Origin of the sequence: Mycolicibacterium fallax (assembly GCF_010726955.1) — a bacterium.
GTDB classification, from domain to species: Bacteria; Actinomycetota; Actinomycetes; order Mycobacteriales; family Mycobacteriaceae; genus Mycobacterium; species Mycobacterium fallax.
The window spans coordinates 2,289,123-2,304,355 of sequence record NZ_AP022603.1 but is presented as its reverse complement, the minus strand read 5'-3'; the positions used below and the strand labels follow the sequence as shown (position 1 = coordinate 2,304,355).

The 15,233-nt window shown below is 73.3% G+C and carries 17 protein-coding genes; 6 read left to right on the top strand and 11 right to left on the bottom strand.

Features of this window, described 5'->3' with window-relative positions; all coding sequences use genetic code 11:
• The first annotated feature begins 12 nt into the window (after positions 1-12).
• Positions 13-993 (top strand): c-type cytochrome biogenesis protein CcsB, encoded by a 981-nt coding sequence (gene ccsB, locus G6N10_RS10995; protein ID WP_085096237.1) that lies wholly within the window; start codon positions 13-15, stop codon positions 991-993.
• A 49-nt stretch (positions 994-1,042) separates the two neighbouring features.
• On the top strand, positions 1,043-2,299 hold the full coding sequence (locus G6N10_RS10990) for a MinD/ParA family ATP-binding protein (protein ID WP_234810558.1): 1,257 nt from the start codon (positions 1,043-1,045) through the stop codon (positions 2,297-2,299).
• A 10-nt stretch (positions 2,300-2,309) separates the two neighbouring features.
• Here the strand turns inward: G6N10_RS10990 and G6N10_RS20030 are convergent, their stop codons facing one another.
• Positions 2,310-2,471 carry a hypothetical protein gene (locus G6N10_RS20030; protein ID WP_165757670.1) on the bottom strand — a complete coding sequence of 54 codons (162 nt, stop codon included), beginning with the start codon at positions 2,469-2,471 and terminating at the stop codon, positions 2,310-2,312.
• Between the two features lie 74 nt (positions 2,472-2,545).
• Between G6N10_RS20030 and G6N10_RS10985 the strand changes: the two genes are divergently transcribed.
• The gene (locus G6N10_RS10985; RefSeq protein ID WP_179962891.1) at positions 2,546-2,818 is read left to right on the top strand and encodes a DUF4229 domain-containing protein; all 273 of its coding nucleotides are present in this window, start codon (positions 2,546-2,548) and stop codon (positions 2,816-2,818) included.
• A 6-nt stretch (positions 2,819-2,824) separates the two neighbouring features.
• On the opposite strand, the gene G6N10_RS10980 is transcribed toward G6N10_RS10985, so the two are convergent.
• From G6N10_RS10980 to fadD8, 10 genes are all read right to left on the bottom strand, one after another.
• The gene (locus G6N10_RS10980; RefSeq protein ID WP_085096240.1) at positions 2,825-3,697 is read right to left on the bottom strand and encodes a 1,4-dihydroxy-2-naphthoate polyprenyltransferase; all 873 of its coding nucleotides are present in this window, start codon (positions 3,695-3,697) and stop codon (positions 2,825-2,827) included.
• A 67-nt stretch (positions 3,698-3,764) separates the two neighbouring features.
• Positions 3,765-4,841: an o-succinylbenzoate--CoA ligase gene (gene menE, locus G6N10_RS10975; RefSeq protein WP_407664026.1), complete on the bottom strand. Its 1,077-nt coding sequence runs from the start codon at positions 4,839-4,841 to the stop codon at positions 3,765-3,767.
• A 59-nt stretch (positions 4,842-4,900) separates the two neighbouring features.
• Complete coding sequence (locus G6N10_RS10970; RefSeq protein ID WP_085096244.1) at positions 4,901-5,242, bottom strand: DUF3349 domain-containing protein; 342 nt, start codon at positions 5,240-5,242, stop codon at positions 4,901-4,903.
• A 54-nt stretch (positions 5,243-5,296) separates the two neighbouring features.
• Positions 5,297-5,584: a hypothetical protein gene (locus G6N10_RS10965; protein WP_085096247.1), complete on the bottom strand. Its 288-nt coding sequence runs from the start codon at positions 5,582-5,584 to the stop codon at positions 5,297-5,299.
• A 33-nt stretch (positions 5,585-5,617) separates the two neighbouring features.
• Positions 5,618-6,877, bottom strand: a complete 1,260-nt coding sequence (locus G6N10_RS10960) for an inorganic phosphate transporter (RefSeq protein ID WP_085096249.1) — start codon at positions 6,875-6,877, stop codon at positions 5,618-5,620.
• Between the two features lie 95 nt (positions 6,878-6,972).
• The gene (locus tag G6N10_RS10955; RefSeq protein WP_085096251.1) at positions 6,973-7,359 is read right to left on the bottom strand and encodes a VOC family protein; all 387 of its coding nucleotides are present in this window, start codon (positions 7,357-7,359) and stop codon (positions 6,973-6,975) included.
• Between the two features lie 55 nt (positions 7,360-7,414).
• Positions 7,415-8,281: an SDR family oxidoreductase gene (locus tag G6N10_RS10950; RefSeq protein ID WP_085096253.1), complete on the bottom strand. Its 867-nt coding sequence runs from the start codon at positions 8,279-8,281 to the stop codon at positions 7,415-7,417.
• A gap of 49 nt (positions 8,282-8,330) precedes the next feature.
• Positions 8,331-9,257 (bottom strand): 1,4-dihydroxy-2-naphthoyl-CoA synthase, encoded by a 927-nt coding sequence (locus G6N10_RS10945; protein ID WP_085096255.1) that lies wholly within the window; start codon positions 9,255-9,257, stop codon positions 8,331-8,333.
• 54 nt (positions 9,258-9,311) lie between these two features.
• A complete protein-coding gene (locus G6N10_RS10940) occupies positions 9,312-10,025 on the bottom strand; it encodes a sensor domain-containing protein (protein WP_085096257.1) in 714 nt (237 codons plus the stop codon).
• 77 nt (positions 10,026-10,102) lie between these two features.
• Complete coding sequence (gene fadD8 / locus G6N10_RS10935; RefSeq protein WP_085096259.1) at positions 10,103-11,713, bottom strand: fatty-acid--CoA ligase FadD8; 1,611 nt, start codon at positions 11,711-11,713, stop codon at positions 10,103-10,105.
• 54 nt (positions 11,714-11,767) lie between these two features.
• On the opposite strand from fadD8, the gene G6N10_RS10930 reads away from it, so the two are divergent.
• From G6N10_RS10930 to menD, 3 genes are read left to right on the top strand one after another with little or no spacing between them, the layout of a single operon-like run.
• Positions 11,768-12,754 (top strand): o-succinylbenzoate synthase, encoded by a 987-nt coding sequence (locus tag G6N10_RS10930; RefSeq protein ID WP_085096261.1) that lies wholly within the window; start codon positions 11,768-11,770, stop codon positions 12,752-12,754.
• A 12-nt stretch (positions 12,755-12,766) separates the two neighbouring features.
• Positions 12,767-13,564 (top strand): alpha/beta fold hydrolase, encoded by a 798-nt coding sequence (locus tag G6N10_RS10925; RefSeq protein WP_085096481.1) that lies wholly within the window; start codon positions 12,767-12,769, stop codon positions 13,562-13,564.
• Positions 13,565-13,576: 12 nt separating this feature from the next.
• Entirely contained in the window at positions 13,577-15,217 is a 1,641-nt protein-coding gene (menD, locus tag G6N10_RS10920; RefSeq protein ID WP_085096263.1) for a 2-succinyl-5-enolpyruvyl-6-hydroxy-3-cyclohexene-1-carboxylic-acid synthase, read from the top strand.
• Positions 15,218-15,233 lie beyond the last annotated feature (16 nt).

Genomic DNA, 15,233 nt, shown 5'->3' with positions numbered 1-15,233 from the left:
GCTGGAGGTCGGATGAACACCGAGCACGTTGACGTCGATCTGGCGCGCTACTCCGACTGGGCATTCACCTCGTCGGTGCTGGTGCTGGTGCTCGCGCTGCTGCTGCTGGCCACCGAGCTGGCCTACAGCCGCAGCCGCCGGGTTGCCGAGCGCGAGCTGGTCGCCGTCGGCGCCCCGGTCAGCGCCGACAGCAGCCTGCCCGGCGTGGTCAAGGACGCCCCGGTCCGCGGCCTGGAGGAACGCGCCGGCCGCGCCGGTCTGGCGCTGATCTACCTGGGCATCGGGCTGCTGATCGCCTGCGTGGTGCTGCGCGGGCTGTCCACCTCGCGGGTGCCGTGGGGCAACATGTACGAGTTCATCAACGGCGTCTGCCTGGCCGGGCTGATCGCCGCCGCGGTGGTGCTGCGCCGTCCGGCCTACCGGTCGCTGTGGGTCTTCGTGCTGGTGCCGATCCTGATCCTGCTGGGCGTGTCCGGTAAGTGGCTCTACACCCATGCCGCCCCGGTGATGCCGGCGCTGCAGTCCTACTGGCTGCCGATCCACGTGTCGGTGGTGATCGTCGGCTCCGGGGTGTTCCTGGTCGCCGGCGTGGCCAGCATCCTGTTCCTGCTGAAGACCTCCCGGTTCGCCGAACCGGATCAGACCGGAGCGCTGGCCCGGTTCATCGGCAAGCTGCCCGACGCCAAGTCGCTGGACCGGATCGCCTACCGCACCACCATCTTCGCCTTCCCGGTGTTCGGTTTCGGGGTGATCTTCGGCGCCATCTGGGCCGAGGAGGCCTGGGGCCGGTTCTGGGGCTGGGACCCCAAGGAGACGGTGTCGTTCATCGCCTGGGTGGTCTACGCGGCCTACCTGCACGCCCGGTCGACGGCCGGCTGGCGGGACCGCCGGGCGGCCTGGATCAACGTCGTCGGCTTCGTCGCCATGGTGTTCAACCTGTTCTTCATCAACCTGGTGACCGTCGGCCTGCACTCCTACGCCGGAGTCGGCTGAGCGGTCCCGGCCAACCATTGACCACATCGCAGCAGGAGGAGTGCACCGGGTGTCAGAGCAGCAGAGCTTCGGATCCGAACCGCGGCACGGCCGGGACATCGACGAGGCGCCGACCAGCCTGATCGAAGCCGTGCGGGACGACCACCCCGGCTATCCGGGCGCGGCGGCCGGCGACTTCCGCTCCGAGCGACGCTTCACCGCGCCGGAGCCGCAGACCCCGCCGATCGGCATGCCCTCGGTCGACCCGTTCGGGCAGACCGGCGGTCAGGCCGGCTACCTCGGCGGCTTCCCCGGCCAGGGCGCGCCGCGGCCGGTGGCCACCCCGCCGGGTGCGCCGCTGCCGCCGCCGGTCCGCCCGTCGGTGCCGTCGACCCCGTACCCCGACCTGTCCACCAGCGCGCTGCTGCCCCAGGCCCGCCCGGCGCCGTCGGGAGGCTGGCGGCGCTGGCTGTACCTGGGCACCGGCAAGCTGGTCAACGTCGGCGACGGCCCGCGCGAGGTGCACCGCAAGAACCTCATCGCGCACGCCGAGCAGCCGCTGACCGGGTGCTACCGGATCGCCGTGCTCAGCCTCAAGGGCGGCGTCGGCAAGACCACCATCACCGCCACCCTGGGCGCCACCTTCGCCTCGCTGCGCGGTGACCGGGTGATCGCCGTGGACGCCAACCCCGACCGCGGCACGCTGGGCCACAAGGTGCCGCTGCAGACCCCGGACACGGTGCGTGACCTGCTCCGCGACGCCGATTCGATCGCCCGCTACAGCGACGTCCGCAGCCACACCTCGCAGGGGCCCAGCCGGCTGGAGGTGCTGGCCTCCGACGCCGACCCGGCCGCGTCCGAGGCGTTCAGCGGCGAGGACTACACCCGGGTGCTCGACGTGCTGGAGCGCTACTACAGCCTGGTGCTCACCGACTGCGGGACCGGCCTGATGAACTCGGCGACCTCGGCGGTGCTGGACAGCGCCGACACCCTGATCGTGGTCAGCTCCGGCTCGGTCGACGGGGCGCGCAGCGCCTCGGCGACGCTGGACTGGCTCGACGCGCACGGCCACGAGCAGCTGGTGCAGAACTGCGTGGTCGTGATCAACGCGGTGCGGCCGCGCAGCCGCAAGGTGGACCTGCAGAAGGTCGTCGACCACTTTTCCCGGCGCACCCGGGCGGTGCGGTTGGTGCCGTTCGACCCGCATCTGGAGGAGGGCGCCGAGATCGACCTGCATCGGCTTCGGCCACCGACCCGGGAGGCGCTCATCGAGCTGGCCGCGGTGGTCGCCGACGGTTTCCCGGCCCCGGGCGCGGACCGCAGCTAGCCGGACCGGCTCAGCGCGGGTTGTTGTCGCCGCGGCTCAGCCGCCACAGGAAGTCGGGGTCGTCGTCGGGTCCGATGACCCGCCGGGTCGGCGGCGCGGGGCGCGTTCGGGTCACGCGATAGCCGATAAAGATCAGCGTGCCCAGCGCAACGAGCAACAACAGGTACAGCACGACGAACCTCCTGGCAACGAATATACCCGCGTCGGTAGGCTCGGCTGGTGGCTGAAGAGCGGCAAGTGAACCGGATGGTGCTCGACGTACTGGTGTATACGCTGGCGCGGATCGCCTTGGTGGTGGCGGTGACCGCGGTGATCTACTACGGCGCGCTGTTGATCGGCGTCGAGGACATGCCGTTGATCGTCGCGGCGCTGTTCGGGCTGATCATCGCGATGCCGCTGGGCATCTGGGCGCTGCGCCCGCTGCGGCAGCGCGCGACGGCCAGCGTCGCGGCGTTCGACGGCCAACGCCGGGCCGACCGGGACCGGCTGCAGGACCGGCTGCGCGGCGACGACGCCTGAGTCCGCTCAGCGGGCCAGCGCCAGTGCGGCCGCGGTCGCCGTCGCCCAGACCAGCATGGTCAGCCCGGTGTCGCGCAGCACCGGGATCAGCGCGGCCCCGCGGGCGCCGGTGACGATCGGGCGGGCGGCCCGGATCGCGGGCAGCACCGCGAGCAGCCCGCCCAGCGCCCAGGGCGTCGCGGCGACCAGTCCCAGGCTGGCCAGCGGTGCCACCGCCAGCAGCCCCAGGTAGAGCCGGCGGGTTCCGGCGTCGCCGAGGCGCACCGCCAGGGTGATCTTGCCGGAGGTGGCATCGGTGGGGATGTCGCGCAGGTTGTTGGCGACCAGCACCGCCGAGGACAGCGCCCCGACCGCGACGGCCGCGGTCAGGCCCACCGCGTCGACTCGCAGCGCCTGGGTGTACTGGGTGCCGCAGACGGCGACCAGCCCGAAGAACACGAACACCGCGATCTCGCCGAACCCCAGGTAGCCGTACGGCTTGGCGCCGCCGGTGTAGAACCAGGCGCCGGCGATGCAGACCGCGCCGACCGCGATCAGCCACGGGTTGCTGACCAGTGCCAGCGCCACCCCGGCCAGCCCGGCGACGACGAGGCTGAGCACCGCGGCGGTCAGCACCGCGCGCGGGGCGGCCAGCCGGGCGCCGACCAGCCGGAGGGGGCCGGACCGGTCGTCGTCGGTGCCGCGGATGCCGTCGGAGTAGTCGTTGGCGTAGTTGACGCCGATGATCAGGGCCAGTGACACCGCGAGCGCGAGCAGCGCCTTCCACCACACCGCCGAGCCCAGCCAGGCCGCCGCGCCGGTCCCGGCCAGCACCGGTGCGACGGCGTTGGGCAGGGTCCGGGGGCGGGCGCCTTCGATCCATTGCGCGACGGTGGCCATCGGGAAATCGTAGCCAGACCCGCCGGCGTGACCCGGCCACCCGGCCCTCGGCGGGGGACCAGCCGGATCAGCCGAACCGAGCCGCCAGCGCGCGCCGGTCCGGCTTGCCGATGCCCCGGCGGGGAATCTCCGCGACGACGAACACCGCCCGCGGTGCGGCCCGGCGGTCCAGCCTGCCCGCCACCCAGTCGCGCAGTTCGGCGACGTCGGGCGCCGCGGCGCCGGCAACGAGCGTGATCGCCGCCGCGACCCGCTGGCCCAGGCGCTCGTCGGGCAGCCCGAACACCACCGCCTCGGCGACCGCCGGATGGCTCAGCAGCGCCTCCTCGACCGGCTGCGGGAACACCTTCAGCCCGCCGGTGGCGATCGCGTCGTCGCGCCGCCCGATCACCCGCAGCCGGCCCGCGTCGTCGAACTCGCCCAGGTCGTCGGTGGCGAACCAGCCGGGTTCGGCGAACGGGTCGGGGTGCACCGGGTTGCGGTAGCCGCGCGCCAGCGTCGGCCCGCCGAGCCGGATCCGGCCGCCGGGGTCCAGCCGTACCCGGACCCCGTCCAGCGGCACCCCGTCGTAGACGCAGCCGCCGGCGGTCTCACTCATCCCGTAGCTGCGGACCACCGCAACGCCGGCGGCCGCCGCCGCGGCCAGCACCCCGGCGGGCGCCGGACCGCCGCCGAGCAGCACGGCGTCGAGCTCGGCCAGCGCGGCGGTGGCGGCCGGGTCGGCCAGCGCGGCGGCGAGTTGGTTGCTCACCACCGAGAGATAGCGCCGGCCCGGGGCCAGCGCGGCGACCGCGGCCGGCAGCGCGGCCGGGTCGAAGCCGGCCGAGACGTCCAGCCGGACCGGTGTGGTGCCCGCGGCCAGCGCGCGCACCAGCACCTGCAGGCCGGCGATGTGATGGGCGGGCAGCGCCAGCAGCCAGCTGCCCGGACCGCCGAGCCGGGCGTGGGTGGCGGCCGCGCCGGCCAGCACGGCCGCGGTGGACAGCAACGCGCCCTTGGGGATTCCGGTGCTGCCCGAGGTGGGGACCACCAGGGTGATGTCATCGTCGATGGGCGCCCCGGCGCGCAGCGCGGCGGCGATCGCGCGGCTGTGCGGGTCGTCGCCGGCCAGCGGCAGCAGCGGGGCGACCCGGCCGGCCAGCACGTCGTCCAGCAGGCGCAGGAGCTCGTCGTCGGGCAGCGCCGCGGTCAACGCCCGCGCGGTCAGGACGGCGATTCGGAAGTCCCGTCGGACGGTCGGCTCTGCAGGCTGCGGCCGTTGGTCCATTCCTCCATCGGCCAGCCCTTGGCGACCAGATGCTCGCGGACCCGCTCCACGTCGACCGGGGCGGGCAGGTCGTCGAGGACGGCCAGGATCTCGGTGCCGATGTCGATGTCGTCGACGCCGCCGGGCCGCTGGATCATCTCGGCGGCGATGACCCGCACTTCGTCCATGGTGAGCTGGCGGCGCAGCAGGGCGAACAGCGGCAGGTAGTCGGTCTGCGGGACACCCTCGGGATAGCCGGCGCGGAGCCAGGAGATCACCTTGTTGAGGAATTCAGTCACTCGGCATCACCTCCCGTGCTCCGAGTTTCGGCAGGTCTGCCGCGGTGGTTGGGACTAGCGCTGGATTGCACCCAGGATGTACCAGCCGGTGTGGTGGCCGATGAAATCCCGGGCGACGAACAGGATGCCGATGATGGTCGCGGTGAGCACGAGGCCGAAGATGACCCAGCTCAGCGCGGTCAACAGCGGGCTGCGCACGGTGCTGCCGCCGTGCTCGGTGGCCCCGGCGCCCTCGGCGTTCAACCGGACCCCGAGGGCGAACAGGGCCGGTAGCCCGGCGCCGACGACCAGGCCGGCGACCACGATCTGGAAGACGGCGGTGAGGTTGATCCAGCCATGCATTGTGCGTGCAGCCTCTCGCTTCGGGGTTCGGGGTCAGACCGCGGGGGTCTCGGCCCGCTCGGCTGGGGTTGCCGCCCGCTCGGCGGGGGTTGCCGCCCGCTCGGCGGGCGCCGCGGCGTCGGCCGGCTCGGCCGCCGCGGGGCATTCGGCGACCTCGCCCGCGGTGGCGGTGAGCTTGTCCTCCCATTCGGCGTTGACGTTGGTGTGGTCGACGGGTGCCTTGCGGGACTGCCGGTAGATCAGCCCGGACACGGTGACCAGGGCCAGCACGCCGACCACGGTGCCGGCCCAGCCGCCGATGCCGGCGACGACGCCGTAGGTCAGCGCGCCGACCAGGGCGGCGGCCGGCAGCGTGATCAGCCAGGCGGTGGCCATCCGGCCGGCGACGTTCCAGCGCACCGCGGCGCCCGGCTTGCCGACGCCGCTGCCCAGGATCGAACCGGTGGCGACGTGCGTGGTGGACAGCGAGTAGCCGAAGTGGCTGGACAGCAGGATGACCGCGGCCGACGAGGTGTCGGCGGCCATGCCCTGCGGGGATTCGATCTCCACCAGGCCCTTGCCCAGGGTGCGGATCACCCGCCAGCCGCCCAGATAGGTGCCCGCGGCGATCGCGACGGCGCAGGAGACCACCACCCACAGCGGCGGCATGTGATCGGACTGCTCGGCGGCGCCGTAGGAGATCAGCGCCAGGAAGATGACCCCCATGGTCTTCTGCGCATCGTTGGTGCCGTGCGCCAGCGAGATCAGCGAGGCCGACCCGATCTGGCCGTAGCGGAAGCCCCGGGTGGTGCGGTCGGCCGGCACCTTGCGCACGTTGCGGTAGACCAGCCAGGCGCCGACGGTCGCGACCAGGCCGGCGACGAACGGCGCCAGCACCGCCGGGACGAGCACGGTGGACACCACGCCCTTCCAGAGCACACCCTGAATGCCCGCGGCCGCCAGCATGGCACCGATGATGCCGCCGATCAGCGCGTGCGACGAGCTCGACGGGATGCCCAGCAGCCAGGTCAGCAGGTTCCACACGATCCCGCCGACCAGCCCGGCGAACACCAGCTCCAGGGTCACCAGGTTGGCGTCCACCAGGCCCTTGGCGATGGTGGCCGCGACGGCCGTGGACAGAAACGCCCCCGCCAGGTTCAACACTGCCGAAAGGGTGACCGCGGCCTTCGGCTTCAGGGCGCCGCTGGCGATCGAGGGAGCCATTGCGTTGCCGGTGTCGTGGAAGCCGTTAGTGAAGTCGAACGCCAACGCGGTGATTACCACGATGATGAGCAGGAAGAACTGAAAGTCCACGTATGGATTCTGTCGGTTCGGCGGCCTTTACACCAAACCAATGGATGAAGAAGATCCAGGAGAATTTCTGCCGGACGGGCAATGTTTGCCTGGCGTTAACCTCGGACGTCGCGGCGCAGCGGATGATCGGCCGGAATCTGCACGAAAATGAGGTCAACGCCGTCCGGATCGGTGACCCGCATTTCGTGCAGTCCCCACGGTTCGGCGCGGGCCTCCCGGGCGATCGCGACGCCGCCGGCGGTCAGCTGCTGCTGGACCGCGTAAACGTCGCGGACCTGCAGCCACAGTGCGCCCGGAAACGGCGCGGCATCGGCCGAACCCCGGTCGTGCCCGGCGATCTCGATGAACGACTGGCCGGCGAAGAACACCGTGCCGCCCGGGTACTCGCGGGCGATCGCCAACCCGAGGGTGTCCCGGTAGAACGCCAGGGTCCGTTGGTAGTCCGCCGGCCGCAGCAGCACCCGGCTTGAGAGCACCTCCATGGCCCCATCATGCCGCGGAGCTCCGGCCCGGCGCCCGGGATCGCCGCCCGGGCCGCTAACCGTCGACGGGCGTGGGCTGGATCCGCTGGCGGCTCATGATGCCGTTGACCACCCCCGGCGCGACGGTGTCGATGGCCCGCAGGCCGTAGGCCACCCGCGGGGCGATGCGCGCCGGCCGGTGCCGCGCCGCCTCCAGCATCCAGTCGGCGGCCTCCTCGGCCGACAGCGCCGCCAGCCCGTCGTAGGCGCGGGTGGGGGCGATCATCGGGGTGGCCACCAGCGGATAGAACAGCGTGGTGGAGTGCACGCCGCGGCCGGCCCACTCGCTCTGCACCACCCGGCTCACCGAGCTCAGCGCGGCCTTCGAGGCGGTGTACGCCCCGAACAGCGGGGTCGCCTCGCTCAGCACGCCCCAGGTCGAGACGTTGATGATGTGCCCGTCGCCGCGCTCGATCATCCCCGGCGCCAGCCCGCGGATCAGCCGCAGCGGCGAGTAGTAGTTCAGCGTCATGGTGCGCTCGACGTCGTGCCAGCGGTCCAGCGAGTCGGCCAGCGGCCGGCGGATCGACCGGCCCGCGTTGTTGACCAGGATGTCGACCGGCCCGACCGACTCGCACAGGGCGTCGATGGCGTCCAGGTCCGCCAGGTCGCACGGCAGCGCGCGGGCTTGTCCGCCGGCGGCGGTGATCCGGGCCGCCAGCTCCTCGAGCAGCTCGGCGCGCCGGGCCACCGCGATCACCGTCGAGCCGGCCGCCGCGAACTTCTCCGCCGCGGCCGCGCCGATCCCCGACGACGCGCCGGTCAGCAGCACCGTCTTGCCGCGCAGGTCGATGTTCACCCCGGTCGGCAGGCTCAGCGGCGGCCGCATCCCGGCCAGCATGACGGTGTCGGAAATTCGGCGCAGCAACGGTTTGCGGCTCATCGGGTTCCTTCCGGTCGGTGCGGGGAGTTCGCGCGGCGGCGGCGCGGCATCAGAAGTAGCGTGGGAACGGCGTCCAGTCCGGGTCGCGCTTCTCCAGGAACGCGTCGCGGCCCTCGACCGCCTCGTCGGTCATGTAGGCCAGCCGGGTCGCCTCACCGGCGAACAGCTGCTGGCCCACCAGGCCGTCGTCGAGCAGGTTGAACGCGTACTTGAGCATCCGCTGGGCCTGCGGGGACTTGCCGTTGATCGCCTCGGCCCACTCCAGCGCCACCTTCTCCAGGTCGGCGTGGTCGACGACCTCGTTGACCGCGCCCATCCGGTGCATCTGCTCGGCGGTGTAGCTGCGGCCCAGGAAGAAGATCTCCCTGGCGAACTTCTGGCCGACCTGGCGGGCCAGGTAGGCCGAGCCGTAGCCGCCGTCGAAGCTGCCGACGTCGGCGTCGGTCTGCTTGAACCGGGCGTGCTCGCGGCTGGCCAGGGTCAGGTCGCACACCACGTGCAGGCTGTGCCCGCCGCCCGCCGCCCAGCCGTTGACCAGGCAGATCACCGGCTTGGGCATGAACCGGATCAGCCGCTGCACCTCCAGGATGTGCAGCCGGCCGGCCCGGGCCACGTCGACGGTGTCGGCGGTCTCGCCGCTGGCGTACTGGTAGCCGCTGCGGCCCCGGATGCGCTGGTCACCGCCGGAGCAGAACGCCCAGCCGCCGTCCTTCGGCGCGGGCCCGTTGCCGGTCAGCAGCACCACCCCGACGTCCGGGGACATCCGGGCGTGGTCCAGCGCGCGGTACAGCTCGTCGACGGTGCCCGGCCGAAACGCGTTGCGCACCTCGGGCCGGTCGAAGGCCACCCGCACCGTCGGCTGCGGCCTGCCGTCCACCACGTGCCGGTGATAGGTGATGTCGGTCAGGTCGGCGAACTGCGGGTCGTAGTCCGCGACGGGCCGCCACAGCGAGGGGTCGAACGGGTTCTCGGTCACAGCAACGACTGTAGAGTCGCCGGCCCGCCCCGGCACCACCGCGTCGGCGCCCGGTCAGATGGTGGCGCCGTCGATCTTCTCGGCGATCCGGCCGACCAGCCGGGCCGCGGCGTCGGCGTCGACGCCGCGGCCGCACACCACGGCGTCGATCACCACGTTGCGGTGGGCGCCCAGGGCCCGCTGGCAGCCGCGCCCGCTGGGCCCGCGAGCGGTGTGGCTGATGCCGATCACGTCGTCGCCGGGGTGGGTCAGGTCGCCGAGCACGATCACCACCGGCCGGGCGCCGGGCTCGGCGTCGGTCAGTTCCTGGCGGGCGCAGCCGCCCCACTCCCGGGTGGTCCGGCCCAGCTGCTCCTGGGCGGCGCCGGCATCGGCGAACCCGACGACGAACTCGATCACCGACGCCCGGTCCCCGGGCGTGCCGCGGTCGTCGTGCAGCAGGCGTCCGGCGGCGGCCAGGAACCCGCTGCCCCGGTAGGCCGGCTGCTCACCCGGCGACCAGGCGCTCAGGCAGTCCTGTTTGTCCAGGTGCTGAGCGTCGTTGAGCAGGCGGTCGGCGGAGTCGGCGGCGGCCATCGCCGGCGCGTCGAGCAGGGTGCCGACGGTGCCCGCGTCGAGCAGCAGCCTCGGCAGCTCCGCCATCGCCACCGGCGGTCCCGGCACCGGGCCGCGGTCACCGGCCCGGACCGCGGTACCGGAGGTGGTGACGGCGCAGCCGGCCAGCAGCAGGCAGGCCGCCGCCGCGCCCGTCGCCCACACCTGCCGCATCCGAATCCGCCCTGGTCCTCGCCGTGTTCCGGTCAGTGTAGGTGCCGGCGGGAGGCCCTCCACCCGGCGCGCCGGGGTCACCCGACGGCGCGCCCGGCGCCCTCCCAGAATCGGGCCCGCACCGCCTTCTTGTCGGGCTTGCCCAGGCCGGTCAGCGGCAGCGCGTCGACGACGACGACCTGCTTGGGTACCTGCACCGAGCCCTTGCGGTCCTTGACCGCGGCCTGAATCTCGGCGGTCATCGTCGCCACCGACGCCTCGTCGGCGCCGGCGTCGGCGCGCAGCACGACCACCGCGGTGACCGTCTCACCCCACTTGTCATCGGGCGCGCCCACCACCGCGACCTGGGCGATCGCCGGATGCTCGGCGATGACGTCCTCGACCTCGCGGGGGTACACGTTGAATCCGCCGGTCACGATCATGTCCTTGACCCGGTCGACGATGAACCAGAAGCCGTCGGCGTCCTCGCGGGCCATGTCCCCGGTGCGCAGCCAGCCGCCGGCGAACGTCTTGGCGGTCTCCTCCGGCAGGTTCCAGTAGCCGTCGGCCAGCAGCGGGCCGGACACGCACACCTCGCCGACCTCGCCGGGCGGGACCGGGTTGCCGTCGGCGTCGAGCAGGGCGCAGCGGGCGAACAGCGTCGGGCGCCCGCAGGAGGTCAGCCGGGCCTCGTCGTGATCCTGCTTGCCCAGGTAGCTGATCACCATCGGCGCCTCGGACTGGCCGTAGCTCTGCGCGAAGATCTTGCCGAACCGGGAGATCGCCTCGGCCAGCCGGACCGGGTTGATCGCCGACGCGCCGTAGTAGACGGTCTGCAGCGAGGACAGGTCGCGGGTGCGCGAATCCGGGTGGTCCAGCAGCGCGTACAGCATCGCCGGCACCACGAACGTCGCGGTGATCTTGTGCTCCTCGATGTAGCGCAGCGCCTCGCCCGGATCGAACCGCGCCATCACGTGCATCTCGCCGCCCTTGATCAGGGTGGGCAGGAAGTAGGCGGCGCCGGCGTGCGACAGCGGGGTGAGCATCAGGAACCGCGGGTTGTCCGGCCACTCCCACTCGGCGAGCTGAACCGTCGTCATGGTCATGGCGGACTGCGCGGTCACCATGACGCCCTTGGGCTTGCCGGTGGTGCCGCCGGTGTAGGACAGCCCGCTGACATAGTCCGGCGCCAGCTCGGCCGCCGCCAGCGGGCCCGGCTGGTACTTGGCGGCCTCGGCGGTCAGGTCGATCACCGAGGCGCCGGTGGCGGCCAGCTCCGGGGGCACCGGCCCGATGGTGAGCACCTGGCGCAACTGGGGCACCTTGGCCAGCAGGCCGATCGCCCGCTCGGTGAACGCCGGGTTGGGGTCGATGATCAGCCGGGTCGCCCCGGAATCGATCAGGACATAGGCGTGGTCGTCCAGGGAACCGAGCGGATGCAGCGCCAGCCGCCGGTAGCCCTGGGTCTGGCTGGCGCTGGTGATCATCAGCACCTCGGGCCGATTCAGCGACAGCAGGCCGGACACCTCGTCGCGACCCGCGCCGAGCCCCTCCAGCGCCTGTACGTACTGGCTGATCTTGTCGGCCATCTGGCCGCCGGTCAGGGTGGTCTCGCCGAGCTGGAGCACCGGGGAGTCGCGGTGTCGCCGGAGCGCCCCGATCAGCAGGTGGCCGGAGTGGACGGGATGGCGCAGCAGGTCGTCGCTCATAGCAGCCACACTAGAACGTGTTCCAGTTTTCGCATAGGGACCTACCATCGGGAGATGCCCGAGGACGTGTCCGACCGCGCGGAGCTGCCCGCCCTCAACGATCTGCTGGACCGGGCGCACGTGGTGGCGCTGCCGATGCGGGTGCGGTTCCGCGGCATCAGCACCCGCGAGGTCGCGCTGATCGACGGCCCGGCCGGCTGGGGAGAATTCGGCGCCTTCCCCGAATACCGCGCACCGGAGGCCGCGCACTGGCTGGCCGCCGCCATCGAGGCCGGCTACCGCGGGGTACCCGCGCCGCGGCGCGCCGACGTCCCGATCAACGCCACCGTGCCCGCCGTCGCCGCCGACCGGGTGCCCGAGGTGCTGGCCCGGTTCCCCGGCGCGGGCACCGCCAAGGTCAAGGTCGCCGAGGCCGGCCAGACGCTCGCCGACGACGTGGCGCGGGTCAACGCGGTCCGCGCGATCATCCCCACCGTCCGGGTCGACGCCAACGCCGGCTGGACGGTGCCGCAGGCCGTCGCCGCGGCCGCCGCGCTGACCGCCGACGGCCCGCTGGAATACCTGGAGCAGCCCTGCCCGAGCATCGCCGAGCTGGCCGAGCTGCGCGGGCTGATCGACGTGCCGGTGGCCGCCGACGAGAGCATCCGCAAGGCCGCCGACCCGCTGCGGGTGGTGCGCGCCGGCGCCGCCGATGTCGCGGTGCTCAAGGTCGCTCCGCTCGGCGGGGCGGCCGCGCTGCTGCGGATCGCCGCCCAGATCGACATCCCGGTGGTGGTCTCCAGCGCGCTGGACTCGGCGGTCGGGATCGGGGTCGGGCTGTGCGCGGCCGCGGCGCTGCCGTCGCTGCAGCACGCCTGCGGACTGGGCACCGGCGGACTGTTCGTCGAGGACGTCGTCGAACCGCGGCTGCCGGTCGACGGGCGGCTGCCGGCCCGGCCCGCGGTGCCCGACCCGGCCCGGCTGGCCGCGCTGTGGGCCGGACCGGACCGCCGGGACTGGTGGTTGCGGCGCATCGCCGAGTGCCACGCGCTGCTGCGCTAGCGTGATTCGGTGATCAACCTGGCCTATGAGGATCGCGGCACCGGCGATCCGGTGCTGTTCATCGCCGGTCGCGGCGGTGCCGGGCGCACCTGGCACCTGGGCCAGGTGCCGGAGTTCCGCCGCTCCGGATTCCGCGCCATCACCTTCGACAACCGGGGGATCGGCGCCACCGGCAGCGCCTCGGCGTTCACCACCGAGACCATGGTCGCCGACACCGCCGCGCTGATCGAGCAGCTGGTCGGCGGGCCGGTGCGGATCGTCGCGGTGTCGATGGGCTCGTTCATCGCCCAGGAACTGATGCTGGCCCGCCCCGACCTGGTCACCCAGGCGGCGCTGATGGCCACCCGCGGCCGGGTCGATCGGATGCGCGAGATCGGCGCCGTCTCCGAGCGGGCGCTGGCGGCCTCCGGCGTCACGCTGCCGGTCGAATATCAGGCCCGGATGCGGATGCTGGAGAGCTTCTCGCCCAAGACGCTGTCCGACGACCGGGTGGCCGCCGACTGGTACGACATGTTCACCATGTGGCCGATCGAGCACACCCCCGGGCTGCTCAACCAGCTGACCATCGCGCCGACCGAGAACCGGCTGGCCGCCTACCGGGGGATCACCACCGAGGTGCTGGTGATCGGTTTCGCCGACGACGCGGTGCTGCCCCCGGCGCTGTCGGCGGAGGTCGCCGCCGCCATCCCGCGGGCCCGCTATCTGGAGATTCCCGACGCCGGGCACCTCGGCTTCATCGAGGCACCGGACGCCGTCAACGGCGCGATTCTGGAGTTCTTCGGTCGGCCCAGGCCGCTGAACCTGGTGTGAAACGCTGTACGGGTGAACCCCTCGACGGCCCAGGCGCGCATCGTCGTTGACGAGCTGATCCGCGGTGGCGTGCGCGACGTGGTGCTGTGCCCGGGGTCGCGCAACGCGCCGCTGGCGTTCGCCCTGTCCGCGGCCGACGCGGCGGGCCGGCTCCGGCTGCACGTCCGGATCGACGAGCGCACCGCGGGGTTCCTGGCCGTCGGCCTGGCCGTCGCGCAGGGCGCCCCGGTGTGCGTGGCGATGACCTCGGGGACCGCGGTGGCCAACCTCGGCCCGGCGGTGCTGGAGGCCAACTACGCCCGGGTGCCGCTGATCGTGCTGTCGGCGAACCGGCCCTACGAACTGCTCGGCACCGGCGCCAACCAGACCATGGAGCAGTTCGGCTACTTCGGCACCCAGGTCCGGGCCACCATCAGCCTCGGCCTGGCCGAGGACGATCCGGCCCGGATGGACGGCTTCAACGCGCAGTGGCGCTCGGCGACCTGCCGGGTGCTGGCCGCGGCGACCGGGGCCCGCACCGCCAACGCCGGACCGGTGCACTTCGACATCCCGCTGCGCGAGCCGCTGGTGCCCGACATCGACGCCGACGACCCCGCGCTGCCGGCCGGCCGCCCCGACGGGCGGCCGTGGACCTACACCCCGCCGGTGAGCTTCGACCAGCCGCTGGACATCGACCTGACCCCGGACACCGTGGTGATCGCCGGGCACGGCGCCGGCGCGCACCCGAACCTGGCCGCGCTGCCGACCGTCGCCGAGCCGACCGCCCCGGCCCCGGCCACCCCGCTGCACCCGCTGGCCCTGCCGCTGCTGGCGCCCGCGCAGGTCATCATGATCGGCCGGCCCACCCTGCACCGGCCGGTCTCGGCGCTGCTGGCCGACCCGGCCGTGCCGGTGTACGCGCTGACCACCGGGCCGCGCTGGCCGGACGTGTCCGGCAACTCGCTGGCCACCGGCACCCGCGCGGTCACCCACGGCGCGCCGGACCCGGCCTGGCTGCGCCGCTGCGCCGAGCTCAACGCCCGCGCCGCGACCGCCGTCGCCGACACCCTGGCCGGCCACGGCCCGACCACCGGGCTGCACGTCGCGGCGGCGGTGGCCGCCGCGCTCGGCCCCGGCGACCAACTGGTGCTCGGCGCCTCCAACCCGGTGCGCGACGTGGCGCTGGGCGGCCTGCTGCCGGCCGGGGTGACGGTGCGATCCAACCGCGGCGTCGCCGGCATCGACGGCACCGTCTCCACCGCGATCGGCGCGGCGCTGGCCCACGACCGCACCGGCGGGCACACCGTCGCGCTGATCGGCGACCTGACCTTCGTGCACGACGCCTCCGGCCTGCTGATCGGGCCGACCGAACCGCGGCCCAAGCGGCTGTCGGTGGTGGTGTCCAACGACAACGGCGGCGGCATCTTCGAGCTGCTGGAGCAGGGCGATCCCCGGTTCGCCGACGTGTCCTCGCGGATCTTCGGCACCCCGCACGACGTCGACCTGGCCGCACTGTGCCGGGCCTACCACGTCGAACACGTCGCAGTCGACGCCGACGGGCTGGCCGCGGCGCTGGCCGAACCGGCCGCCGGGCTGCGGGTGCTTGAGGTCAAATCCGACCGCGGCACGCTGCGCGGGCTGCACGCCGCGATCCGGGCGGCGATCGCGCCGTGAGCGGGCTGCCGGAGCG